The organism is Mesorhizobium sp. M0910, assembly GCF_040319465.1.
Lineage (GTDB): Bacteria > Pseudomonadota > Alphaproteobacteria > Rhizobiales > Rhizobiaceae > Mesorhizobium.
Genome location: NZ_JAMYNZ010000004.1, coordinates 338135 through 362060, shown reverse-complemented (window position 1 = coordinate 362060; position 23926 = coordinate 338135). Strand labels below are relative to the sequence as shown.

The 23926-nt window shown below is 63.4% G+C and carries 17 protein-coding genes and 2 pseudogenes; 12 read left to right on the top strand and 7 right to left on the bottom strand.

The window, feature by feature from the left end; translation table 11 throughout:
- Positions 1 to 47: 47 nt before the first annotated feature.
- From NKH78_RS12710 to NKH78_RS12700, 3 genes are read left to right on the top strand one after another with little or no spacing between them, the layout of a single operon-like run.
- Complete coding sequence (locus tag NKH78_RS12710; RefSeq protein ID WP_352883011.1) at positions 48 to 995, top strand: ABC transporter permease; 948 nt, start codon at positions 48 to 50, stop codon at positions 993 to 995.
- Positions 992 to 1861, top strand: coding sequence for an ABC transporter permease (locus tag NKH78_RS12705; protein WP_352883009.1), 870 nt, complete (start codon positions 992 to 994; stop codon positions 1859 to 1861). The genes NKH78_RS12710 and NKH78_RS12705 overlap by 4 nt, the downstream gene beginning before the upstream one ends.
- On the top strand, positions 1858 to 3480 hold the full coding sequence (locus NKH78_RS12700) for an ABC transporter ATP-binding protein (RefSeq protein WP_352777474.1): 1623 nt from the start codon (positions 1858 to 1860) through the stop codon (positions 3478 to 3480). Before NKH78_RS12705 ends, NKH78_RS12700 begins: the two co-directional genes overlap by 4 nt.
- 10 nt (positions 3481 to 3490) lie before the next feature.
- On the opposite strand, the gene NKH78_RS12695 is transcribed toward NKH78_RS12700, so the two are convergent.
- The gene (locus tag NKH78_RS12695; protein ID WP_352777476.1) at positions 3491 to 3922 is read right to left on the bottom strand and encodes a tellurite resistance TerB family protein; all 432 of its coding nucleotides are present in this window, start codon (positions 3920 to 3922) and stop codon (positions 3491 to 3493) included.
- A 189-nt stretch (positions 3923 to 4111) separates the two neighbouring features.
- Between NKH78_RS12695 and NKH78_RS12690 the strand changes: the two genes are divergently transcribed.
- From NKH78_RS12690 to NKH78_RS12680, 3 genes and pseudogenes are all read left to right on the top strand, one after another.
- Positions 4112 to 4282 (top strand): hypothetical protein, encoded by a 171-nt coding sequence (locus NKH78_RS12690; RefSeq protein ID WP_352777477.1) that lies wholly within the window; start codon positions 4112 to 4114, stop codon positions 4280 to 4282.
- Between the two features lie 111 nt (positions 4283 to 4393).
- Positions 4394 to 5220, top strand: a pseudogene (locus NKH78_RS12685) (helix-turn-helix domain-containing protein).
- Between the two features lie 73 nt (positions 5221 to 5293).
- Complete coding sequence (locus NKH78_RS12680) at positions 5294 to 5716, top strand: VOC family protein (protein ID WP_352777478.1); 423 nt, start codon at positions 5294 to 5296, stop codon at positions 5714 to 5716.
- On the opposite strand, the gene NKH78_RS12675 is transcribed toward NKH78_RS12680, so the two are convergent.
- Entirely contained in the window at positions 5713 to 7182 is a 1470-nt protein-coding gene (locus NKH78_RS12675; RefSeq protein WP_352777479.1) for a cobyric acid synthase, read from the bottom strand. The genes NKH78_RS12680 and NKH78_RS12675 overlap by 4 nt on opposite strands.
- Position 7183: 1 nt before the next feature.
- Entirely contained in the window at positions 7184 to 7798 is a 615-nt protein-coding gene (locus NKH78_RS12670) for a dimethylsulfonioproprionate lyase family protein (protein WP_352777482.1), read from the bottom strand.
- 138 nt (positions 7799 to 7936) lie between these two features.
- Between NKH78_RS12670 and NKH78_RS12665 the strand changes: the two genes are divergently transcribed.
- Both NKH78_RS12665 and mmsB read left to right on the top strand, forming a co-directional pair.
- Positions 7937 to 9103: an isobutyryl-CoA dehydrogenase gene (locus NKH78_RS12665; protein ID WP_352777484.1), complete on the top strand. Its 1167-nt coding sequence runs from the start codon at positions 7937 to 7939 to the stop codon at positions 9101 to 9103.
- Positions 9104 to 9265: 162 nt separating this feature from the next.
- Entirely contained in the window at positions 9266 to 10150 is an 885-nt protein-coding gene (gene mmsB, locus NKH78_RS12660; protein ID WP_352477621.1) for a 3-hydroxyisobutyrate dehydrogenase, read from the top strand.
- A 322-nt stretch (positions 10151 to 10472) separates the two neighbouring features.
- Here the strand turns inward: mmsB and NKH78_RS12655 are convergent, their stop codons facing one another.
- The 3 genes and pseudogenes from NKH78_RS12655 to NKH78_RS12645 form a co-directional block, all read right to left on the bottom strand.
- Entirely contained in the window at positions 10473 to 11852 is a 1380-nt protein-coding gene (locus tag NKH78_RS12655; RefSeq protein ID WP_352777486.1) for an aspartate aminotransferase family protein, read from the bottom strand.
- A 254-nt stretch (positions 11853 to 12106) separates the two neighbouring features.
- Positions 12107 to 14175, bottom strand: a pseudogene (locus NKH78_RS12650) (prolyl oligopeptidase family serine peptidase).
- A 95-nt stretch (positions 14176 to 14270) separates the two neighbouring features.
- Positions 14271 to 15431 (bottom strand): MFS transporter, encoded by a 1161-nt coding sequence (locus tag NKH78_RS12645; protein ID WP_352777489.1) that lies wholly within the window; start codon positions 15429 to 15431, stop codon positions 14271 to 14273.
- 210 nt (positions 15432 to 15641) lie between these two features.
- On the opposite strand from NKH78_RS12645, the gene NKH78_RS12640 reads away from it, so the two are divergent.
- From NKH78_RS12640 to NKH78_RS12625, 4 genes are all read left to right on the top strand, one after another.
- On the top strand, positions 15642 to 17219 hold the full coding sequence (locus tag NKH78_RS12640; RefSeq protein WP_352706019.1) for a trimethylamine methyltransferase family protein: 1578 nt from the start codon (positions 15642 to 15644) through the stop codon (positions 17217 to 17219).
- 132 nt (positions 17220 to 17351) lie between these two features.
- A complete protein-coding gene (locus NKH78_RS12635; RefSeq protein ID WP_352737202.1) occupies positions 17352 to 19937 on the top strand; it encodes a GcvT family protein in 2586 nt (861 codons plus the stop codon).
- 88 nt (positions 19938 to 20025) lie between these two features.
- Entirely contained in the window at positions 20026 to 21603 is a 1578-nt protein-coding gene (locus NKH78_RS12630; protein WP_352737203.1) for an ArnT family glycosyltransferase, read from the top strand.
- A 25-nt stretch (positions 21604 to 21628) separates the two neighbouring features.
- Positions 21629 to 22942, top strand: coding sequence for a M24 family metallopeptidase (locus tag NKH78_RS12625; RefSeq protein ID WP_352737219.1), 1314 nt, complete (start codon positions 21629 to 21631; stop codon positions 22940 to 22942).
- 131 nt (positions 22943 to 23073) lie between these two features.
- Here the strand turns inward: NKH78_RS12625 and NKH78_RS12620 are convergent, their stop codons facing one another.
- Positions 23074 to 23874, bottom strand: a complete 801-nt coding sequence (locus NKH78_RS12620; RefSeq protein ID WP_352646897.1) for a phosphate/phosphite/phosphonate ABC transporter substrate-binding protein — start codon at positions 23872 to 23874, stop codon at positions 23074 to 23076.
- Between the last annotated feature and the right edge of the window lie 52 nt (positions 23875 to 23926).

Sequence of the window (23926 nt, the reverse complement as noted above, 5' to 3'; positions counted from 1 at the left end):
CTTCGCCCGGTTTTTGCGTTCGCCAACACAGCGGTTCCTCAACGTCCATGACCGCCTACCTCCTCAAGCGGCTCGCCATCGCCGTCGTCACGCTGGTTCTGGCCTCGATGGTGGTCTTTGCCGTGCTGGAGATCATTCCCGGCGACCCGGCGCGGCTGATGCTTGGCCTGAACGCCAGCGCCGACCAGATCGAATTGCTGCGCAACCAGATGGGTCTCAACGCTCCCGTCGTGCTGCGCTATCTGCATTGGGCCGGCGGCTTGCTGAGCCTCGATTTCGGCCGTTCCTACACCTATTCGGTACCGGTCATCGATCTGGTCCGTGAGCGCCTCGTCGTCTCGCTGCCGCTGGCACTGATGGCGCTGGCGCTGTCCACCGTCATTGCCATTCCGGTCGGACTGTTTTCCGCCAGCAGGCACGGCCGGGCCGGCGACACGATCGCGATGGGTGCCGCCCAGCTTGGCGTCGCCGTGCCCAATTTCTGGTTTGCGCTGATGCTGATTTATCTGTTCGCTGTCTGGCTGCGGCTGGTGCCGGGCGGCGGCTTTCCCGGCTGGAGCGCCGGCGTCTGGCCGGCACTGAAATCGCTGCTTCTGCCGGCGGTCGCCCTCGCTCTGCCACAGGCGGCGATCCTCGCCCGGGTCACCCGCTGGGCGCTGATCGAAGTGCTGAACGAGGACTACATCCGAACCGCCCGCGCCAAGGGCCTGCCCTATCGCCTTGTCTTGTGGCGGCATGCGCTGCGCAACGCCATGATCCCGGTGGTCACCATTCTAGGCCTGCAATTCGCTTTCCTGCTTGCCGGCACCATCATCATCGAGAACGTCTTCTACTTGCCCGGCCTCGGCCGGCTGGTGTTCCAGGCGATCACTCAGCGTGACCTGATCGTGGTCGAGAGCGTCGTCATGTTGCTGGTCGCCGCGGTCATAATCGTCAATTTCGTTGTCGATCTCTCCTATGCGGTGGTCGATCCGCGCCTGAGAGGCCGGCAATGACGCTGCACATCGACATCCCCGACGAGAACCTTGCCGGCATCCTGGCCAAGGCGTTTCGAAACCGTTCGTTCCTCGCCGGCTTCTTCATCACCGCACTGGTGGCGGCGGTCGCGATCATGTCCTTCTTCTGGACGCCTTACGATGTCACCAGGCTGGTCATTTCCGACAAGACCCAGGCGCCGTCGCTGGCGCACTGGTTCGGCACCGACCATTTCGGTCGCGACATCCTGTCGATGATCATGGTTGGCGCCCGCAACTCGATTGCCGTGGCGCTGGTGGCGGTCGGCATCGGCATGGGCGTCGGCGTACCGCTCGGCGCCTTTGCCGCGGCGCGCGGCGGCTTCGCCGACGACGTGCTGATGCGGTTGAACGATTTGGTCTTCGCCTTTCCGGCGCTGCTTTCGGCAATTATGATCACCGCCATCTTCGGGCCGGGCGCGTTCAACGCCATCATTGCCATTGGCATCTTCAACATCCCGGTGTTCGCGCGCGTCGCCCGGGCGGGCGCCCTGGCGATCTGGCCGCGCGAATTCATCCTCGCCGCCCGCGCCGCCGGCAAGAGCAGGACGCTGATCAGCATCGAACATGTGCTGCCCAACATCGCCACGCTGCTGCTGGTGCAAGGCACCATCCAGTTCGCGCTGGGCATACTGGCCGAAGCCGGGCTTTCCTATGTCGGGCTGGGCACCCAGCCGCCAATGCCGAGTTGGGGCCGCATGCTGTTTGACGCCCAGACCCGCATGGTGGTGGCGCCTTGGATGGCGATCTTTCCAGGCATGGCGATCGTCGTCACCGTGCTTGGCCTGAACCTGCTTGGCGACGGCATTGCCGACATTCTCGATCCGAAATCGCGGCGGCAGCGATGAGCCTGCTCGAAATCGAGAAGCTGTCGCTGACCATCGGCAGCACCCGTATCCTCAGAGACATCGAACTTTCCGTCGCGCCGGGCGAAGTGATGGGGCTGGTTGGCGAATCCGGCTCCGGCAAGTCGATGACAGCGCTCACGGTGATGCAGCTTCTGCCCTGGGCGGCGCATACCAGCGGACGCATCACCTTCGACGGCATCGACATCCTTGCCGCCAGCGAGGACCAGATGTGCGCGCTGCGCGGCGACGACATCGGCATGGTGTTCCAGGAGCCAATGACAGCGCTCAATCCGGTCAAAACCATCGGCGAGCAGGTCGCCGAGGGTATTCGCTGGCACACCAGGGCGAGCCGCGCCGACGCCGAGGAACGGGCGCGAAAAATGCTGGACCGGGTCGGCCTGCCGGCAGCACAATTCCCGCTCTCGCGTTATCCGCACGAACTCTCCGGCGGCCAGCGCCAGCGCGTCGTCATCGCCATCGCCTGTGCGCTGAAGCCCAAGCTGCTGATTGCCGACGAGCCGACGACCGCGCTCGACGTGGTGCTGCAGGCGCAGATTCTCGACCTGCTGCGCGACCTCGTAGCGGAAAACCGCATGGGTCTTCTGCTGATCTCGCACGACCTCGCAGTGGTGACCGAGATGGCGGACCGCATCATCATCCTGCGCCATGGCGAGGTGATGGAGGCCGGCGATACCGCGCGCACGCTGTCCGAACAGCTTCATCCCTACACGCGACAGCTGGCGCAGGCCTCCATGCATGTGCCGGCGCGGGCCCGCGCACATGACAGCGGATCGGCCAAACCGCTGCTTCAGGTAGAGAACGTAACGCGGGATTATCCGGGACGGCGCACATCCCTGTTGAAACGCGCGGCTCCAATCCGCGCCGTCGACGATGTCTCGTTCTCGATGGCGCCCGGCCAGTCGGTGGCGCTCGTCGGCCGTTCCGGCTGCGGCAAGTCGACGCTCGCCCGCATGGTCCTGGCGCTGGACGGGCCGACATCGGGAGCGATCCGCTTCCGCGGCGATACCCTCACCGGCAAGAGCGAGGCGGAGCTGAAGCCGGCACGGCGCGACATGCAGGTCGTGTTCCAGGACCCGTACGGTTCGTTCGACCCACGCCAGAAGGTCGAGGGATTGGTGGCCGAGCCGCTGCATGTGCTGGAGAAGAAGCCGGTGCCCGCCGCGCGACGCGAGATGGTGGCGCATGCGCTACACGAGGTCGGCCTCTCACCAGGCGACATGGACAAGTATCCGCATGAGTTTTCGGGTGGCCAGCGTCAGCGCCTTTCGATCGCCCGCGCCATCATCATGCGGCCGAAGCTGGTCGTCGCCGACGAGCCGGTCTCGGCGCTCGATGTCTCGATCCGCGCCCAGATCCTCGACCTGTTCGCCGACCTCAACCAGAAGCTCGGCATCGCCTATCTGTTCATCACCCATGATCTGACCGTCGCCCGCGCCATCACCGACGAAGTGATGGTCATGCATGACGGCAAGATCGTCGAGCGCGGCAGGACGAGCGACGTGCTCGACCACCCGCAATCCGCAGCGGCCAAGGCGTTGGTCGCCGCCGCTCCAGATTTGCACCGGGCGATCGCGAAACGACTGCAGGAACAAGGGTGAGCGGCGACCGTTAGCCTTGCGGCTTGACCACATCGGCAGGGCTGATTTCAAGCAGGTCGAGGGTGCGGCGTAGCAGCTGCATCTCACTCCCGGCAAGTTGCGAATCGGCCTTGGCGATTTCCGCCATGTGGCGGGCGAGCAGCTTGCGCCGCTCGACATCGAGGTCGCGGAATTGCGCGATGGCCTGGGAGCCGTTGGTCTCGTAGCCGAATTCGTTGAGGTATTCGATGACGCTGTCGACGCTGGTTTCGGGAATGCCGAAGGCGTCCCGGCAGATACGCCTGAAGGCGGTCATTTCGCTTTCGCTGATCGAACCATCGGCCAGGATCATGCGGAACAGCATCAGTAGCTCCGCCGACAGCACCGGATCGTCCGCCACCTTGCGCACGCCGGGGTCGCCGTCGAAAATCGAGCGTATCTGGTCCAGCAATCCCATCGCCATCAGCCCCTTCCGATTCGTTCGGAAGGTAGCGCGGAATCGGCCTGGCGCAAACGGGGGTGCGCGTTCTGGAGCCGCCTGTTTTCTCGCCGGAAAGCTGCCGGCCAATCCGGCAAGCCGCTGCGCTCATTGGTGTGTGACCGTGCGACTGATACTATGCCGCTGTACGAATCATGTTGAGGAGGGACGGACATGAATCTCAGTGCACCTACCCAGCTTATTTTTATCATATCCCTTGTCATCGCCATCATCGGCGTTCTCGCCGCGCTTGGCGTTCTTGCGTTTATCCCTTTGCCTTCCGTGTGGATTGTCGTCATCGCCTACATCGTGCTGGCCGCCGGCTGTCTGATGCGCGGCGCTTAAACACGTCCAGACAATTCGGAATCTCAGGCAACTCGGAGCGCCCGGCCAAAAAGCCGGGCGCTTTTGATTCTGCAGAATGGTCTGTTAGAATCCCTGGACCAGGGAAAGCACATGCCCACCAGCGAAGACGGCGGCCGCCACGACAGCCCGGAGCTCGATCGGTTCGAGATGGTGCGGCGCGCGCCGAGCCATCGGCTTCAGGGGGCCGTCACTGACATGTGCGGCTTTCGCGAAACCATGCCAGGCCATTTCCGCGCGATCGAATATGCCTCGCTGACCGTGCCGCTGGTCATCAGCTTTGCCGAACCCTTTGCCATCGGGCTCGGCAGGAACCCCAGCGACAATGACCGCTTCGCCAGTTTTGCCGCCGGCCTTTATGCCGGGCCGGTGGTGATCGAATCCTTCGGCGGCGCCTGCTGTGTGCAGATCAATTTCACTCCGCTCGGCGCTCGTCGCTTCTTCGCCGCCCGATGAGCGAACTGACCGACCGCATGGTCGGCCTGGATGACGTGCTCGGCGTCGAAGGCATCGCGCTTCGCGAAAGGCTTGGCAATGCGCCGGATTGGAGCTCACGCTTTGCCATCGCCGAGGCCTTCGTCGGCGATCGGTTGGCAACCGCAGACCGCACTCAGGCCGAAATGGTCTGGGCCTATGAGAAGATCGTCTCGACGCGTGGGCGGACCCGCATCTCGACGCTGGCCGAAAAGCTTGGCTGGAGCCGCAAGCATCTTGCCGGAAAATTTTCGGACGCAGTCGGCACCGGCCCAAAAACGCTGTCGCGCATCGTCCGTTTCAACCATGCGCTTGGCCTGTCGAGACAGGCCAACAGTGATTGGGCCGACATCGCCGCCGACTGCGGCTATGCCGACCAGGCGCATCTGGTGCGCGAGTTCCGCGACCTCGCAGGCGTCACGCCGACCACTGTCGCCGCGAGGTAACATTTCTTCAAGACGCGCAACCAGCCTTCGCCCAGACTGGGTTGATCGACCAACCCGCTGAAGGAGATCAGTCATGCCGAACATCACCGAGCCACCGCGGTTTTATCCGGCGCTGCGCTACAGGAATGCCGGCAGGATGATCGATTGGCTGTGCGAGGCCTTCGGCTTCAGCGTTCGCGCCCGCTATGGCGAAGGCGACGTGGTGCACCATGCCGAACTCGCTTTCGGCTCCTCGATCATCATGCTCGGCACGGCCCGCGACGATGCCTATGGCAAGATGGTCGGCGCGCCCGGTTCGGGCGGTGGCAAGTCGATCTACGTTGCGGTCGCTGACGCAGATGCGGCATACGCGCGGGCAAAGACCGCTGGCGCCCAGATTCTGGAAGAACTCACCGACCGCGACTATGGCAGCCGCGAATTCATCTGCCGCGATCCGGAAGGCAATGTCTGGTCGTTCGGCACCTACTGGCCGAAGGCTGACGAAGCTGCCAGCTAACGCGCCAGCCCAAAAATCGCGTCGCAGTCGAGGTGGGTTTCCAGCTCGGCGGCGATCTCGTCCAGTGCCCGTTCGACCTCGGCGCGGTAGTCGATGCCGCCGCCCTTGACGCCGAGGCTTTCGAGGAATTTCGCCCGGAAGGCATCGGCGGAAAACAGCCCGTGCATATAGGTGCCCAGCACCTTGCCGTCGGCCGAGATAGCGCCGTCATCGATGCCGTTGATAACGGCGGACGGCCGCAGCGTGTCCGGACCGGTGGTGCGGCCGAGATGGATCTCGTAGCCCTCGAGCGGCAGATCGAACGGCACCGAGCGCGCGCTGACATTGCGCACCGTCTTTTCCGGCTCCATCACCGTTTGGACGTCGAGCAGCCCGAGACCTTGCGTCTCAGTAACGCTGCCCTCGATACCATCGGGATCGCGCACGACATGGCCGAGCATCTGGAAGCCGCCGCAGATGCCGACGATATGGCCACCGCTTTTCCTATGCGCGGCAAGGTCGCGGTCCCAGCCGTTCTCGCGAAATTTCAGGAGATCGCCGATCGTCGACTTCGAGCCGGGAATGACCACCAGCCCTGCATCCTGCGGCAGGCGCTGGCCAGGCGGCACGAACACCACCTCGACCTGCGGTTCGGCCTTGAGCGGGTCGAGATCGTCGAAATTGGCGATGCGCGAAAGCACCGGCACGGCGATCTTCAGCGCGCGCTTCTCACCGGACGCCAACCGTTCGAGCACGACGGAGTCTTCCGACGGCAGCCGCGCCGCCGCCTTCAGCCACGGCACCACGCCAAAGCAGCGCCAGCCGGTGAATTTTTCGATCGCCTCGATGCCATCGTCGAACAGCGAGACATCGCCGCGGAACTTGTTGATGAGATAGCCGACGATCATGCGCCGGTCCTCGTCCGGCAGGATCAGGTGGGTGCCGGCGACCGAGGCGATGACGCCACCGCGATCGATATCGCCGACCAGGATCACCGGCACGCCGGCGCGCGTCGCAAAGCCCATATTGGCAATGTCGCGGCTCCTGAGGTTGATCTCGGCCGGCGATCCCGCGCCTTCGACAATGACCAGGTCCGCGCCCTCGCCGACCGTCGCCCAGGAGTCCAGCACCGCATCCATCAGCCGGCCCTTCAGCGCCTGATAGTCGCGCGCCCGCGCCTCGCCGAACACCTTGCCCTGTACGACGACTTGAGCGCCGACATCGGTTTGCGGCTTGAGGAGCACCGGGTTCATGTGGATGGTCGGCGCCACGCCGCAGGCGATCGCCTGCAGCCATTGGGCGCGGCCGATCTCACCGCCGCCTGAAACGCCTGGAATATCGGCGACAGCGGCGTTGTTCGACATGTTCTGCGGCTTGAACGGCCGCACTTTCAAGCCGCGCTTCTTCGCCGCGCGGCAGAGGCCGGCGACGAGCACCGTCTTGCCGACATCGGAACCCGTGCCCTGCAGCATGATCGCCTTGGCCATATCAGTCCCTGCCCTGCGCAACGGTTGCGGTGATCGTCGACTTGGCTGCCAGTGGCCCGCCGCGCCAGAGATAGAGCGCCAGCAGCGGCTCCTTGCCGGTGCGCATGGCGTGGCTGACGCCAGAGGCATGGTGGATCACCTCGCCCGGCGCTCGAAGGCGAAAACCGCCATCGCCCATGCGCCATTCGGTGCCGCCGGTCAGCGGGATGTAGATCTCCTCCGCGACATGGTGGTGATCGGGGTAGACGATGTCGGGTCCAAGGATCAGCAGGCCGGCCGCGACCTCTTCATTGACGAAATGGCCGCGCGTACCGAACACCTCCAGCCAGCCGTAATTGTCGATGAAAACCTTGCCGAAATCCGCTTCGCCATAGGTCTGGCCCCAGCGCAGATCGCCGCGACGCTCCGCAACCAGCCGCGCCAGCGGCCTGGCCGCAGCGGGAGCGAGTTCGACGATACGGTCGAGCTGGACGAGACAAGGCAGTGCATGCGGTTCGAGCGGCCGGCTTGGCATATCCCAGCCGATCCGGGCCACGGCGTCGCGCACCAGCGCAGCATCGAACGTCTGGAGATAGGCATGGAAGCATCCAAGCAGTTCGTCGAATTTTGTCGTCACACTTTGCTCCAAAGCGCATTCGCGCACAGCGGCTGCGCAGACGGGTCGGGTTGCGCGGCGGCATCATTGGTCTAGATTGGGCGGCGCGCAAAGCCAAAAACGACAGGCCAGCAGGCCGGAAACGTCAGGGAGCACGCCATGGACGCCGCTGTCGATGCTGGCACCGGCCAGTTCGAACTCAACGAGGACCAGCGCGCCATCCAGGAGATGGCCGAGGCCTTCGCCGCCGACCGTGTGGCGCCGAACGCACTCGACTGGGATCGCAACAAGTATTTCCCCGCCGACGTGATCCGCGAGACGGGCCCGCTCGGCCTTGGAGGCATATATGTCCGCGAGGATGTCGGCGGCTCGGGGCTCGGCCGGCTCGACGCCGTGCTGATCTTCGAGGCGCTTTCGCGGGCCGATCCGGCGTTTTCCGCCTTCATCTCTATCCACAATATGGCGGCATCGATGATCGACCGCTTCGGCAGCGACGAACAGCGCCGGCGCTTCCTGCCGAAGCTGACCTCAATGGAATGGCTGGCAAGCTATTGCCTGACCGAACCCGGCTCGGGCTCGGATGCGGCGGCGCTGAAGACGCGCGCGACAAAGAGCGGCGGCGACTATGTGCTGAACGGCGCCAAGCAGTTTATCTCCGGTGCTGGCGACAGCGACCTCTATGTCGTCATGGCGCGCACCGGCGCCGACGGGCCGAAAGGCGTTTCCACCTTCGTCGTGCCGAACGATGCGCCGGGCCTTTCTTTCGGCGCCAACGAGCACAAGATGGGCTGGCACATGCAGTCGACGCGCCAGGTCGTCTTCGAGGACTGCAAGGTGCCGGCGGAAAACCTTCTGTCGGCAGAAGGCGCCGGCTTCGGCATCGCCATGGCCGGGCTCGACGGCGGCCGGTTGAACATCGCCGCCTGCTCGCTCGGGGGCGCGCAATCGGCACTCGACAAGGCGCTCGCTTACACGGCCGAGCGCAAGGCTTTCGGCTCGAAGATCAACCAGTTCCAGGCGCTGCAGTTCAAGCTTGCGGACATGGAGACCGAATTGCAGGCAGCGCGCGTCTTCCTCTACACCGCCGCCTCGAAGCTCGACCGCAACACGCCGGATGCCTCAAAATGGTCGGCGATGGCGAAGCGCTTCGTCACCGACACCGGCTTCAATGTCGCCAACGACGCCCTGCAGCTGCACGGCGGCTATGGTTATCTGCACGATTACGGCATCGAGAAGCTGGTGCGCGACCTGCGTGTCCACCAGATCCTCGAAGGCACCAACGAGATCATGCGCGTCATTATCGCACGCGCGCTGATTGGACGGTAGAGAATTTAGTGAGTAGTGAGTAGTGAGTAGTGAGTAGTGAGTAGTGAGTAGTTAATAGTGAATGGGTGAATAACTCATATAGAACACGACTAACCCATGATCCCTGATGACTATTCACTATTCACTATTCAATATTCACCACCCCACCCACGGAGCGCCATCATGACCACCATCGCCTTCATCGGCCTCGGCAATATGGGCAATCCGATGGCCGCCAACCTGGTCAAGGCCGGTTATGCCGTGCACGGCTTCGACCTGGTGCCGGAGAACCTCGTCATCGCCAGGGAACACGGCGTCGTCATCATGGCCAACGCCGTTGCGGCGGTGAAAGACGCCGATGCGGTCATCACCATGCTGCCAGCCGGTAAGCATGTTCTGTCGGTTTACGCAGACATAGTGTCCAAGGCAAAAAAAGGCGCGCTGTTCATCGATTCCTCGACCATCGATGTCGAGTCGGCTCGAAAGGCCCATACCATCGCCGCCAAGCACGGGTTGCTGTCGATCGACGCGCCAGTCTCCGGCGGCACGGGCGGTGCGGCGGCCGGCACGCTGACCTTCATGGCCGGCGGTTCGAAGGATGCCTTCGCCAAGGCCGAACCAATCCTCAAGCCGATGGCCGGCCGCATAGTTCATTGCGGCGACGACGGCGCCGGACAGGCGGCGAAGATCTGCAACAACATGATTTTGGGCATTTCGATGATCGGTGTTGCCGAGGCCTTCGTGCTGGCGGAAAAGCTCGGCCTGTCGCACCAGGCGCTGTTCGACGTCGCCTCGACCTCGTCCGGCCAGTGCTGGTCGCTGACCACCTATTGCCCGGTGCCCGGCCCGGTGCCGACATCGCCCGCCAACAATGGCTATAAGCCTGGCTTCGCGGCGGCACTGATGCTGAAGGACTTGAAACTGTCGCAGGAGGCCGCACAGAGCGTCGGTGCAGCAACGCCGCTCGGCGCCGAGGCAGCTCAGCTCTATGCGCTGTTCAACGCACAAGGGAATGCCGGTGCGGATTTTTCCGGCATCATTAATTTCCTCCGTGGTAACCCGGCGTAAGCTCCAAGTTCACAGGTTTTCGATCTGCCCAAAGCGGAAAGTCGGCAAATTTAGGTTTGCTTAAGCTCTTGCTAACCCTGCAGTAACGATATGCGTTTAAAACGGATTGCGAGGCGGACATCCGCCCGGCGCTCCGGATCAGGTCTCGCGTACCGGAGCCCGTAAGTTTCGCCTTCAGTTTCGCAAGTGTATTGTTGGCGAAGCGCCGTGCGTATCTGGCAAAGCCGCGTTCCGATGGAGCGCGGTTTTTGCGTTTCGCTTCCTCGCCCGGCAAGCGCTCGGTCGATCGCCGGGCGCCCGACATGGAGCGCCCGGCGGTCGTTCACCGCTTGCGCAGATCTGCTTCGGCCAGATCGAGCGCCCCGGCGATACGATCGCAGGCCATGTCGATCGTCTCGCGCGTCCAGATCAGCGGCGGCGACAGGATCATCGTGTCGCCGGTGGCGCGTAGCATCATGCCCTGGGCAATTGCGTGGTCGCGAACGGTCACCGCCGCGTTGCCGGCCGGCAGGAAGCGCTCCTTGGTTGCCTTGTCCTTGACGATCTCGATCGCTCCCATCAGCCCGAACGAGCGCACCTCGCCGACCAGATCGTGCCCGCCGAGACGTTCCTGCAAAGCCCTGGCGAAGTAAGGCCCGGTGTCGTTCCTGACGCGCTCGACCAGCCCCTCGCGCTCGATGATCTCGAGGTTCTTCAGCGCCACCGCGCAGGCCACCGGGTGCCCGGCATAGGTGTAGCCGTGATAGAATTCGCCGCCCTTTTCGACCAGCGTCGCCGCGATGCGGTCGCCGACCAGCAGCGCCGACAGCGGCTGATAGCCAGAGGTGAGCGCCTTGGCCGTGGTGATGGTGTCGGGCTCGACATCGAAGGCTTGTGCCGCGAACCACTCGCCGGTGCGGCCGTAGCCGGTGATGACCTCGTCCAGCATAAGCAGGACGTCGTATTTGCGGCAGATGCACTGCACTTCCGGCCAATAGCTCATCGGCGGGATCTTCACCCCGCCTGCCCCCATCACCGGTTCGCCGATGAAGGCGGCCACCTTGTCGGCGCCAGCTTCGAGGATCGCGTCCTCGACCGCTTTTGCCGCGCGCAGGCCGAAATCATGGTCGCTTTCGCCGGGCAGTGCGAGCTCATAGGCATAGGGCATCATTACATGGACGATGTTGGGCACGGCGCCGCCGAGCTGCTTGTGCATCAAATCCATGCCGCCGAGCGAGGCGCCGGCGATGGTCGAGCCGTGATAGCCCATCTTGCGCGAGATGATGCGGTTCTTCTCCGGTTTGCCTTCCAGCACCCAATAGTGACGGACCAGGCGCAGCGCCGTGTCGTTGGCCTCCGAACCGGATGAGCCGTAGAACACCTGGTTGATGTGCCTTGGCGCGATCTCCGCCAGCTTTTTCGACAGCAGAACCGGCGTCGGCGTCGAGCATTTGAAGAAGGAGTTGTAGTAGGGCAATTCCTTCATCTGGGCGTAGGCGGCGTCGGCCAGCTCGTCGCGGCCATAGCCGACATTGACGCACCACAGCCCTGCCATGCCGTCGAGGATTTCCGTCCCTTCGGAATTGTAGATGAACGGCCCGTTGGCGCGAGTGATGATCCGCGAGCCGGTCTCGCGCATCTCTTTGTGGTCGGTGAACGGATGAAGGTGATGCGCGGCATCGATCTGCTGAAGCTGCTTCAGCGAATAATTCTGGTAGGTCATGTCTGATCTTTCCTCTTGAACCAATCCGGCAGCTTTTGCGCCGGGGCGGATTCGTCAGAGGACAGCGGGCGGCGAATAGCCGATGCGGGCGCACAGCCGCAACAGCTCGGCGCGAAGCGTGCGCGGCGACGGCGTCACCGCGACCCCAAATGCGCAACCCGATTTCGCCAGCCGAGCCATGCATGTACCTTAGGCTGCCTCGAGCCCTCAGTTCAAGCCGTGCCGGTCAAGCGACGCCGGTCAATTGGTGCCAGTCAATTGGTGCCAGTCAGGGCCCGCTGCAGGAAGACGTACTTCATTGCCGCCTGTGCGGCCTGCGGCCGCCGATCGCCGCGTCCGCCATGGCCGCCCTCGGTCTCCTCGAAGAACAGCGTCTTGCCGTGGCCGGCCGCCTGCAGCCGTGCCGCCATTTTGCGCGCATGCCCGGGATGGACGCGATCGTCGGCGGTCGAGGTCATCAGCAACACCGGCGGATAGGCTGCGTCCGTGTCTACATGCTGGTAGGGCGAATAGGCGGCGAGCCAGGCTGCCTCTTCCGGCTTCGCCGGATCGCCATACTCGGCCATCCATGACGCGCCGGGCGGCAGTTCGGTGTAGCGCAGCATATCGAGCAGCGGCACGTCGATGATCACTGCGCCGAACAATTCCGGTTGCTGGGTCAGCGAGACGCCGGTCAGCAAGCCACCATTCGATCCGCCCTGGATGCCCAGCGTGGCGGGCGTAGCGATGCCGCGTTTGACCAGATCTTGCGCCACCGCGGCGAAGTCGTCGAAGGCATTCTGGCGATTGGCCTTGAGCGCGGCCTGATGCCAGTTCGGGCCGAACTCGCCGCCGCCGCGGATGTTGGCCTGCACATAGGCATAGCCTTCTCCAGCCACAGCCTGCCGCGCACGCCGGCATAGCCGGGCAGCAGCGGCACTTCGAAGCCGCCATAGCCGTAAAGCAATGTCGGCACGGGTCCATGCAGGTCGCGCCTCCTGACGACGAAGTACGGGATCATCGTGCCATCCTTCGAGCGCGCTTCGAACTGGTCGGAGACCAGCGACGACGCATCGAAACGCGCCGGCTGCGACTTCACCGTTGCCAGGCCCGCGGCGTTGTCGTCCGACCAGATGATCGAGCTCGGCGTCAGGAAATCGGTGAAGGAGAAGGAGACGCTGGAACCGAAATGCTCGGCATGGCTGATGCCGACATTGCCGTTTTCGGGCAAAGCCACGGGCTTGAACTCCCAGCCGCTGTCGCTGCGCTTGCCGGCGACGACCTTGCCGCGCACATTGTCCATCAAATTGATGAACAGCCGGTCCTGCGTGCGGGCAATACCGGCGATCGAGACACGGTGCGCCGGCTCGAGCACGGTATCGAGGGATCCGAATAGCCCGGTTTCGATCCAGCGCTCGAAATCGAGTGAATACAGCCCGTCGGGCTTGCACAGCGTGCCGTCCGGCGCCATCCATGGGGTACGCACGCCGAAGACAAGCTGGCCCTTGAACAGCGCTGTATCGGTGACGTCGTCCGGCAGCGGGATGCGCCTGTTTTCGCCCGATGGCAGCCGCAGGAAACTGTGCGAGGCGAAGAAGTCGATGGTCCGGGCGAGGAAGACATGACGCTTGTCGCCGTCGAATTCGACGGACCCGCCGGCGGCAAGATCCTGCTTCAGCGCCTCGAAGATCGGCGTCGCCGCTTCCAGTGGCGTGCCGCGCCGCCAAAGCTTGACCACGCGCGGATAACCGGACTGGGTCGTGTCGTCCTCCTCGAAAGCGGCGGAAACGATAACCGTGTCCTCGTCCAGCCAGCTAAAGCTCGACTTCGAGGCAGGAGCGCGAAAGCCGCCATCGACGAACGATCTGCTTTCGATATCGAATTCGCGCATCTCGCTGGCATCGCCGCCATCCGGCGACAGGTTGAGCAGGCAGCGGCTGAAGTCGGGGTAGAGCCGACTGGCGCCGCTGAACACCCATTTCACCCCCTCTTGCGCCGCCAGATTATCGAAGTCGATGATTGTCTGCCATTCCGGCTTATCGGTCTTGTAGGAGGCGACCGTGGTGCGCCGCCAGAGGCCGAGTAGGTTCGTCCGGTCCTGCCAGAAATTATAGACATAGCCGTTGATAGCGGCTCCGACGGCGATGTTATCCTCGGCCGTCATCAGGTCGAGCGCCGTCTCGAACGACGTCTGATAGGACGGATCACCCTGCAGCTCCCCGACGGTGATCGCATTTTGGCGATGCACCCAGTCGAGCGCCTGCTTGCCCCTCCTGTCCTCCAGCCAGAGAAACGGGTCTTCGGCCGCCGAACCCGGCTGGCCCTTGGTATTCGATTTGGTCATGAGGTCTCCGGTTGAGTCGGGCGGCGGCATAGCCAAGATCGACATGGGGCCGCTTATATTCAAGTCGTTCGTCAGAAACGGCGGCTTTCTGGCATTCACGCCATCCGTCTTCGAATGACCGTTACAACTGCCAGCGCCAGGCAAATGGCACCGAACGTCATTGGCAGGCCGCCGGCGCCAACAACATCCATGGCGCTGCCCGCCAGCGGCGGTACGGCGATGCCGCCGATGCCCCACATCAAAGAGAAGGCGGCATTGCCGGCGACCAGTGCCGAGCCGGTGAACCGCTCGCCGAGCTCGATGATCGACATCGTGTAGATACCGTACGAAACCGCACCCCAGACGAAGACGCACGGCCAGATCAGCGGCGTCTCGATGAGAACCGGCAGCAGCGCGCATCCCAGCACCGTCATCGAAACACAGATGAACCGCACCAGCCGCGCTGTCAGTCGTTCCGCCAACAAGCCGAGCGGCACCTGCATAGCGATATTGCCGGCGATCATCACTGACAGCAGCGCCGACATGCGCGCTTCCGCAATGCCATAATGTGTTCCGTAGACCGGCAGCAAGGCGAGCACCGCCTGTTCGAAACCGGCGGCCACAATCACCGCCGATAACAGCAGCCACGCCTGCGGCACGAACCCCAGCACCGAAACCCGGTGCCCGCTCTCGTCGACCTTGGGCAGCCGTGCCAGCACCGAGGCGAGGCAGGCGCCGCAAAACAGGAATGCGCCGATGCCGACCAGAAACGGCGGCCATCCCACGGTGCCGACCGCAAGCAGGCACAGCGGCCCCGCCGCAAAGCCCGCCGAAATGATGGTCGAATAGATGCCCATGACGCGGCCGCGGCGTGCCGGCGGGGCCAGTGCGATCACCCAGACTTCGCTCAGCACGTAGAGCGGGTTGGTGACGGCGCCGATCAAAAAACGCAGCGGAAACCACAGATAGACATTTTGGGTCCAGCCGATCAGCGCCAGCACCAGCGCGGAAAGTGCCGCGCACGTAAGCGCGGTGCGCCCTGCCCCGAAACGCCGCGCCAGCGCCGGAACCAGCGGCGACGAGACGATGAAGCCGATCGGCGTCATTGCCGCCGACAGGCCGATTATGGCCGGCGAGACGGCCTGGCGCTGCAGGATGAAGCTCAACAGCGGATAGCTCAGCCCTTGCGCGATGGCGAACACCGAGACGGTGGCGATCACGCCGGTGATCGCCGCCCATTGCGCTATTTCGCCGCTGCTTTGTTCCGCCCGGTCCATGATGCAGGATTAGCGTTTCGGTTCCGTCGCGGTAAGCACCGGCAACGAAAACCGCTTGCGCCAGCCGGAACGCGATCAAGAGGCTGGCGATCCCGCCGGCTGCCCCCAGGGCATGTCGCTTCCCTCGCCCTAGTGGTCGCCGCCTCCGCAATGGCCGGACGGCCGGCGGTCCATTATGCCGCCGCATTGCCGCAGCGTACGAGGACTATCATGACCGCCGCCCTTCAGCCCGCCGAACCGGCACTGGCAAACGACCGCGCCCGTCGCGGCGGCCGCGCGGGGAAGCGTGCCGGCGGCTCGACGGTGTTTGAGCAGCCGCCGTTTCGGCAGTTGAAGAACCCGCTGACGCCGACCCGGCTGGTTTCCGACGACGAGCTGGAATCAATTCACCTCGCCTCTCTGCGCGTGCTGCGGGAAATCGGCGTCGACGTGCTGCATGACGAAGCCCGGCGCATCATGAAGGCGCATGGCGCCGATGTCCGCGAGGGCAGTGAGCGGGTGCGCTTCGACAGCGACATGATCCTGGAACTGGTTGCCCATTGCCCGCCGGAATTCACCATCCACGCCCGCAACCCGGCGCACAATGTGCGCTTTGGTGGCGATAATCTGATCATCTCGATGATGGCGTCGGCACCCAATTGCTCAGACGTCGACCGCGGCCGTCGGCCAGGCAACCAGCAGGACTACCGCAACTTCCTCAAGCTTGCGCAGATGCACAACATATTGAACTGCACGGGCGGGTACCCGGTCGAGCCGATCGACATCCATCCGTCCGTGCGCCACCTCGAATGCATCCGTGACCTCGCCACGCTGACCGACAAGATGTTCCACATCTATTCGCTCGGTAAGGAGCGCAACGTCGACGGCATCGAGATCACCAGGATCGCGCGCGGCATCAGCCATGAGCAGTTGCTCGCAGAGCCGTCGGTATTCACCATCATCAACACCAATTCGCCGCTCAAGCTCGACGTGCCGATGATGGAAGGTATCATCCAGATGTCGAGCAAGGGCCAGGTGGTCATCGTGACGCCCTTCACCCTGTCCGGCGCCATGGCGCCGGTGACGATTGCCGGCGCGCTGGTGCAACAGAATGCCGAGGCGCTGTCCGGCATCGCCTTTGCGCAGATGGTGCGCAAGGGCGCGCCTGTCGGCTACGGCGGCTTCACCTCGAATGTCGATATGAAGTCCGGCGCGCCGGCCTTCGGCACGCCGGAATATATGAAGGCGCAGCTGGTCGGCGGGCAGCTCGCCCGCCGCTACAACATCCCCTACCGCACCTCCAACACCTGCGCCGCTAACACGGTCGACGCGCAAGCCGCCTATGAAAGCGTGTTCTCGCTGTGGGGCGCCATTCAGGGTGGCGGCAATCTGATGATGCATGCGGCCGGCTGGCTCGAAGGCGGCCTGCGCTGTTCCTACGAAAAGACCATCCTCGATATAGACCTGTTGCAGATGGTCGCCGAGTTCCTGACGCCGCTCGATCTTTCCGAGGAAGCGCTCGGTTTCGACGCCATCCAGTCGGTCGGCCCCGGCGGCCATTTCTTCGGCACCCAGCACACGCAGGACCGCTACAAGACCGCGTTTTACGCGCCAATCATTTCCGACTGGCGCAATTTCGAGAGTTGGGTTGAGGCCGGATCGCCGACCGCACTCGAAAAGGCCAATCGCGTATGGAAGGAACGGCTGGCGTCCTATGAAGAGCCTTATATGGACCCGGCAATCCGCGAGGAGCTCAACGCTTTCGTCGACAAGCGCCGGGCCGAAGGCGGCGCGCCGACCGATTTCTGATCATCTGATGAGTAGTCGACCCCCACTCCGTCTTGATGGCAGGCTGGCCGAAAACATCGCTGTATTCGACCTCCGCTTTGTTTTCGCGCCCCGCTCACTCGATTCAATCTCTTCAAAAACGGAACTATCTTCATGAAATCTCATGCAAAAGCGGTTGTCATCGGCGGCGGGGTCGTTGGCTGCTCGGTGCTCTATCATCTGGCCAAGGCTGGCTGGACCGACATCCTGCTGATCGAGCGTTCGGAGCTCACCTCCGGCTCGTCCTGGCATGCGGCGGGCGGCTTCCATACGCTGAACGGCGATCCCAACGTCGCGAAGCTGCAGGCCTATACGGTGCAGCTTTACAAGGAGATCGAGGAGATTTCCGGCCAATCCTGCTCGCTGCACCTGACCGGCGGCGTGATGATGGCCGACACGCCCGAGCGCATGGACTTCTTGCGGCTCGCCCACGCCAAGGGCCGCTATCTCGGCATGGACACAGAACTGATCACGCCGTCCGAGGCGAAGGCGATGTTCCCGCTGATGGACGAGACGAATTTCGTCGGCGCCATGTGGGATCCGGTCGAGGGCCATCTCGATCCTTCAGGCACCACCCACGCCTATGCCAAGGCCGCCAGGAAGCTGGGCGCCGAGATCGTGCTGCGCAACCGCGTCGTCGAACTGACGCAGGAGGTCGACGGCACCTGGAACGTCGTCACCGAGCAAGGCACGGTCAAAGCCGAGCATGTCGTCAACTGCGGCGGCCTGTGGGCGCGTGAGATCGGTCGCATGGTCGGCGTCGAACTGCCGGTGCTGGCCATGGAGCACATGTATCTCCTGACCGAGCAGATGCCGGAGGTCGAGGAATTCAACAAGTCGACCGGCCGCGAGATGATCGGCGTGCTCGATTTCAAGGGCGAGATCTATACCCGCCAGGAGCGCAACGGCATCCTGCTCGGCACCTATGAAAAGGCCTGCAAGCCGTGGTCGCCGGTCAACACGCCGTGGGATTTCGGCCACGAGCTGCTGCAGCCCGACATCGACCGCATCGCGCCGTCGCTCGAGATCGGCTTCAAGCATTTCCCCGGCATCGAGAAGGCCGGCATCAAGCAGATCATCAATGGTCCCTTCACCTTCGCGCTGGACGGCAACCCGCTGGTCGGCCCGGTGCAGGGCCTGACCAATTTCTGGTGCGCCTGCGCCGTCATGGCCGGCTTCAGCCAGGGTGGCGGCGTCGGTCTCGCACTGTCCAACTGGATGGTCCATGGCGATCCGGGCTTCGACGTCTGGGGCATGGACGTGGCCCGCTTCGGCGAATGGGCAACGCTGCGCTACACCAACGCAAAGGTGCGCGAAAACTATTCGCGCCGTTTCTCCATCCGCTTTCCCAACGAGGAATTGCCGGCGGCAAGACCAGCGCAGACAACCCCGCTCTACGACACGATGCTCGCCAACAACGCCGTCATGGGCGATAGCTGGGGGCTCGAAACCCCGCTCTGGTTCGCGCCGAAAGGCTCTGAGCCGAAGGACATCGTGTCCTTCCACCGTTCCAATGATTTTGGCCCGATCGGCGAGGAAGTGCGAGCCACCCGCGAGAGGGTCGGCGTCACCGAGATCGCCAACTTCGCCAAATACGAAGTCTCCGGACCAGGGGCCGAGGATTTCCTCAACCGGCTGATGACCAATCGCATGCCAAAGACCGGCCGCATCGTGCTGACGCCGATGCTGAACGAGTTCGGCCGGCTGATCGGCGACTTCACCATCGCCAAGGCGGGCGAAGAACGCTTCATGATCTGGGGTTCTTCGGCAGCGCAGAAATACCACATGCGCTGGTTCGAGAAGCATCTGCCCAAGGACGGCCCAAGGGCGTCAGAGGTGCGCATCCACCGCTTCGACCAGACGCTGGTCGGCCTCTCCATCGCCGGGCCGAAATCGCGTGACCTGCTGCAGAAACTGGTCGATGTCGACATCTCGACCAAGGCCTTCCGCTTCATGGATTTCCGCGAGATGGCGGTCGGCGGCGCGCCCTGCATGGTCAACCGCATCACCTACACCGGCGACCTCGGCTATGAGATCTGGATGGCGCCCGCCTACCAGCGCCTGGTCTACAAGGCGATCAAGGAGGCTGGCGAAGAGTTTGGCCTTATCGATTTCGGCATGCGGGCTTTGCTCTCGATGCGCCTTGAGAAGAACTTCCCGACCTGGTTCCGCGAGCTACGTCCAATCTACGGACCATTCGAAGGCTCGATGGACCGCTTCATCAAGCTGGAGAAGAACGATTTCATCGGCCGGGAGGCGGCAGCCAGGGAACAGGCGGCAGGGCCGAAGCTGCGCCGCGTTTCCTTCATCGTCGATGCCGCGGATGCCGACGTCATGGGCGACGAGCCGATCTGGGCCAAAGTCGGCGGCAAGGATTACGGCACGGTGGAAAAGCCGCATGGCTACGGTGCACCGCGCTTCGACGCGGGCGGCAAGGAAGTGCGCGGCTCGAACGCCGCCGAAGGCGCGTCTGCCGTGCGCGGCATTGTCGACGGCGACTGGCGCGTGGTCGGCTGGGTCACCTCCGGCGGCTATGCGCATTATGTCGAGAAGTCGATGGCGCAAGGCTATGTACCGGCAGCGCTTGCCGAGAACGAGAGCGCCGGCCTGTTCGAGATCGAAATCCTTGGCCACCGGCGTCCCGCACGCATCAATGTCGAACCGCCGTTCGATCCGAGCGGCGAAAAGATGAGGACGTAGGCGCAGCCAGCCGGTCGCATTGTGCGGAGCATGCTCTTCATGCTAGCGCAGCCGGCAACACTCTGCTGGCAAGGGCGATGAGATTTCATTGAAGTACAATCTGAGATGGGCCGAGTGGCTGGCCGAGGGACGGATCGGCCCGTTCCCGGCGGCGATCGTCATGGTCGCGGCTTACTTCGCCTTGCAGACCATCATACTGTCCCTGTTGAGCTCTTGGGCGGGAACCGGCGTCGGCATCGATGATGCGGAGCAGCTGATCTATATACCGTATCTCTGGGCTGGATATGGCGGCTCGCAACCACCCCTCTACACCTGGATCAACTGGCTGGCCGCGCATGTTTTCGGCACCAGTATCTTCACGCTGAAGCTCGTCAAATACTCCGTGCTGTTCCTCGCCGCCTGCAGCGTGTTCGCCGCCATGCGGCGGTTTGGCTACACCAAAGCGACAGCGGCGGCGGCCATGTTCGGCCTGTTTACGATCCCGCAGATCGTCTGGGAATCGCAGCGCGCCTTGTCGCATTCCGTCGCCGTCGTCGCCTTCTGCTCGCTGCTCCTGCTTGCCATGGCCTATCTTCTCGAGCGGCGAAGCATGGTCGCCTATGCGGCGTTTGGCTTGGCCACGGCGGCCGCAATTCTTGCCAAATATAATGATGTCTTCCTCGTGGTGGCCCTTGTTGCTGCAGTGCTGTCGCTGCGCGAATGGCGCAGCGTAATCCTCGATCCGAAGTTCGCCATCAGCATAGCGGTCGCGATACTGGTGCTGGCGCCAACCACCTATTGGAGCCTCATGCATCCCGCCGATTTATTGTCGAGAGGCGAGAAGTTCGGAATAGACTCGCAACGAGGGCGCATGGCGGCGGCTTTTGTCGGTGCCGGCAAGTTTATCATGGGAACCTTCAATTTCGCGGTCTTGCCGGTGCTCGTTTCCGCGCTGGCTTTCGGGCTGGCCGGGTTTCGTTTCTCCGAGTGGCACCCGAAAGGTCCGCCTCGGGAAATTCTGTTGCGGCGTACCTTGGCGCTCGGCCTGGCCATGCTTGCAATACTGGTACTGGCCACCGGCGTGACGGTGGTCAAAGACCGTTGGCTGCTACCGGTCCTGTTCATGTTGCCGCTGGCCATCGTCGCCACTATGGAACGGCTGGCACCGCACGGCAGGAATGCGCAGCTCCTGGTAATCGCGGCTGGAGCGATCATCGCCGTGCTCCTCGCGCCCGCCACCTGGTACGTCCAGATAAACGGGACCAGTGGTCTGTCGCGGATGATCCGCGTGGATTACCCCGCCCTCTATCGCCAACTGACTGCGGACGGACCGGTCAAAACCGCAATATCTGATGGTGCATGGGTCGGAAACCTGCGGCTGGTCGACGAAAAACTGGTCGCACTTGACCAGGAAGTGCCTAATTTCGAAATGCTGATGCAGGAGCCGGCCGTACTCGTCTGGCTTGACCGCGACGATCCGCGTCCGGTCATTTTGGAGCAGCTCAAAGCGGCCGGCTATGAGCCGGACGGCCAGCCGCGGCAAATGATGGTTCCGCTGTTGCGTGGAACCGACAAGTCCACCCGTCCCGGCGCCTATGTAAGATTGAAGAGAATGGCGGTGGGAGGAGCCACAGCGCCAAAAGAAAGCGTTAGCGGAGGAGCCGAGGGTGGACAGGAACCCGACTGACCGGCCCCGTCATCACCGCAAGATCATGCCGTTCGAGCCGGACGGCTCGAACGATGTGCTGCGCAAAAAATCGCGGCTGAAGGCCGCTGAACTCAACCAGCATGTGCTGGGCTATGGAGCGCTGGCGGAAGCCGAATGGCAGGCGGCGGGAATTGCTGCTCCTGACCTGCTCGCCATGCGCCGATACCGGCTCGAGCGCATCCGCGCCGAGCTGAAGCGCCGCGACTATGCGGGAGCCTTGCTCTACGATCCGGTCAACATCCGCTATGCGACGGATGCGACCAACATGCAGCTCTGGGTCGCACACAATCGGACCAGGCATTGTTTCGTCGCCACCGATGGCCCGGTGGTGCTGTTCGACTATTTCTCCTGCGAGCACCTTTCCGATCATTCCGGGGTCGTCGACGAGGTGCGGCCGGCAGTGTCGTGGGCTTATCTGTACAGCGGCGAGCTGACCGGTCAAAAAGTCCGCCGCTGGGCAGCCGGCATTGCCGAGCTGGTATTGGAACACGGCGGCGGCAATCGCCGTATCGCGATCGACCACATCAATCCCGAGGGCATCGAAGAGCTCGCCCGTCTCGGCATTTCGACCGGCAATGGCGAGGCGGTGATGGAAAATGCGCGGCTGATCAAATCGCCCGACGAGATCCTTGCCATGCGCCGGGCGATCGTCGCTTGCGAGGCAGCGATGAGTGAGATGGAGCAGGCGCTGAGGCCTGGCATCTCGGAGAATGAATTGTGGGCCGAACTCCATCGTGGCAACATCGCGCGCGGCGGCGAATGGATCGAAACCCGGCTCCTGTCGTCAGGTCCGCGCACCAATCCATGGTTTCAGGAGTGTTCGTCGCGGACGATCGAGGCCGGCGAGCTCGTCGCTTTCGACACCGACCTGATCGGTCCTTACGGCTTCTGCGCCGACCTTTCGCGCACTTGGCTTTGCGGTGACGCGCCGCCCTCGCAGGAGCAGCGCGACCTGTTCCGAATCGCCGCCGACCAGATCGCCCACAACACGGAGCTGATGCGGCCGGGCGTATCGTTCCGCGACCTCGTCGAGCGCTCGTCAGTGCCGCCCGGGGACTGCTTCCCGGCCCGTTACGGGGTGCTCTATCACGGCGTCGGTCTTGCCGACGAATACCCGACCTTGCCGCATGCTAGCGACTGGACCGACGACACACCCGACGGAGTGCTCGAACCTGGCATGGTGCTGTGCGTCGAGAGCTATATCGGCCGGCTTGGCGGCTACGAAGGCGTCAAGATCGAGGAACAGATCCTGATCACCGAAACCGGCAATGAGAAGCTTTCGACCTACCCGCTCGACAATCGGCTGCTTGGCGGCTGAGCGACGCTAATGCATGTCGCGTAAAAGCATGCCCCCGGGCTTGACCCGAGGGTGTGCAGCGGTTCTGCGATAACGACATGCATAAACAGGAATCTAAAGTGCTCGCATGAGGCCGACCGAACGCGACGCGGTTATGTGAGCGCTGCGATCGCCTCGCGCATCGTGGTGACGATCGTTTCCGGCGTTGTCCTTGCCGTGATGAACGGCAAGCCTTTGCGACGCCTTGTCCAGCCGACCACCGTCACCTTCTGGGCCGCAGGCTCGAAACGCTGCGCCAGCGCCCAGCTCTCGCAGTCGATCGCCGCGACGTCGGCCCTGCCCTCGGCAACAGCAACGATCGAAGCACGGTGCCCACAGCTTTCGCTCAACGCGGAAAAGATGTCCAGACTCTCGCCCAATGCTTGCAGGTCGCGAGTTGGCGCGATGATGCCCGACATGGAATCCAAGCTGTTAAAGGTGAAACGCTGGCCGCGCAGCAGATCGAGCGGAATGACGGCACCGCCGTCGGCCGGCGACCTTGCCTGCGGTGCCTCGCCCGCTCTCATGATGATGGCGCTCGAATAGAGTTCGCCCTGTCCACCCTCGAAGGCATCATAACGCGGCTGACCGACGAGCTGGACACGTTGCGACAGGCCGAGTTCCATCGGTCCCCAACAGGTTTGCGCAAGGAGCAGCGCCGGGTGCAGCCAGAGCCGGTGAAAATCCAGCTCGTCCGGCGGCAATGTCGCCGGATCTGGCGCGACGGGTTTTCCCTGATCGTCTCGGATACCGCCAGGCACTGGAGGCAAATCGCCATTGCGGCGGATAATCGTCTCCGGCGCATCGATGCCTCTTTGTCTGAAGGTATCGCGCAACCGCGCCCATTGCGCGTCGACCTCGTCCCGCGCTTCCGGCCAGTCATACATCGGCAAAGCCGCAATGAATTCGCTCATGCCGGGGATTTGACCGTTATGCGAGGAAATTGACAAGTTCAGGAAAGCGTCG

Bases quoted from the DNA above. Each gene is read 5' to 3' on its own strand.
- NKH78_RS12710 (WP_352883011.1), top strand. From the start codon at position 48: ATGACCGCCTACCTCCTCAAGCGGCTCGCCATCGCCGTCGTCACGCTG.
- NKH78_RS12705 (WP_352883009.1), top strand. From the start codon at position 992: ATGACGCTGCACATCGACATCCCCGACGAGAACCTTGCCGGCATCCTG.
- NKH78_RS12700 (WP_352777474.1), top strand. From the start codon at position 1,858: ATGAGCCTGCTCGAAATCGAGAAGCTGTCGCTGACCATCGGCAGCACC.
- NKH78_RS12695 (WP_352777476.1), bottom strand. From the start codon at position 3,922: ATGGCGATGGGATTGCTGGACCAGATACGCTCGATTTTCGACGGCGAC.
- NKH78_RS12690 (WP_352777477.1), top strand. From the start codon at position 4,112: ATGAATCTCAGTGCACCTACCCAGCTTATTTTTATCATATCCCTTGTC.
- NKH78_RS12680 (WP_352777478.1), top strand. From the start codon at position 5,294: ATGCCGAACATCACCGAGCCACCGCGGTTTTATCCGGCGCTGCGCTAC.
- NKH78_RS12675 (WP_352777479.1), bottom strand. From the start codon at position 7,182: ATGGCCAAGGCGATCATGCTGCAGGGCACGGGTTCCGATGTCGGCAAG.
- NKH78_RS12665 (WP_352777484.1), top strand. From the start codon at position 7,937: ATGGACGCCGCTGTCGATGCTGGCACCGGCCAGTTCGAACTCAACGAG.
- mmsB (WP_352477621.1), top strand. From the start codon at position 9,266: ATGACCACCATCGCCTTCATCGGCCTCGGCAATATGGGCAATCCGATG.
- NKH78_RS12655 (WP_352777486.1), bottom strand. From the start codon at position 11,852: ATGACCTACCAGAATTATTCGCTGAAGCAGCTTCAGCAGATCGATGCC.
- NKH78_RS12645 (WP_352777489.1), bottom strand. From the start codon at position 15,431: ATGGACCGGGCGGAACAAAGCAGCGGCGAAATAGCGCAATGGGCGGCG.
- NKH78_RS12640 (WP_352706019.1), top strand. From the start codon at position 15,642: ATGACCGCCGCCCTTCAGCCCGCCGAACCGGCACTGGCAAACGACCGC.
- NKH78_RS12635 (WP_352737202.1), top strand. From the start codon at position 17,352: ATGAAATCTCATGCAAAAGCGGTTGTCATCGGCGGCGGGGTCGTTGGC.
- NKH78_RS12625 (WP_352737219.1), top strand. From the start codon at position 21,629: ATGCCGTTCGAGCCGGACGGCTCGAACGATGTGCTGCGCAAAAAATCG.
- NKH78_RS12620 (WP_352646897.1), bottom strand. From the start codon at position 23,874: ATGAGCGAATTCATTGCGGCTTTGCCGATGTATGACTGGCCGGAAGCG.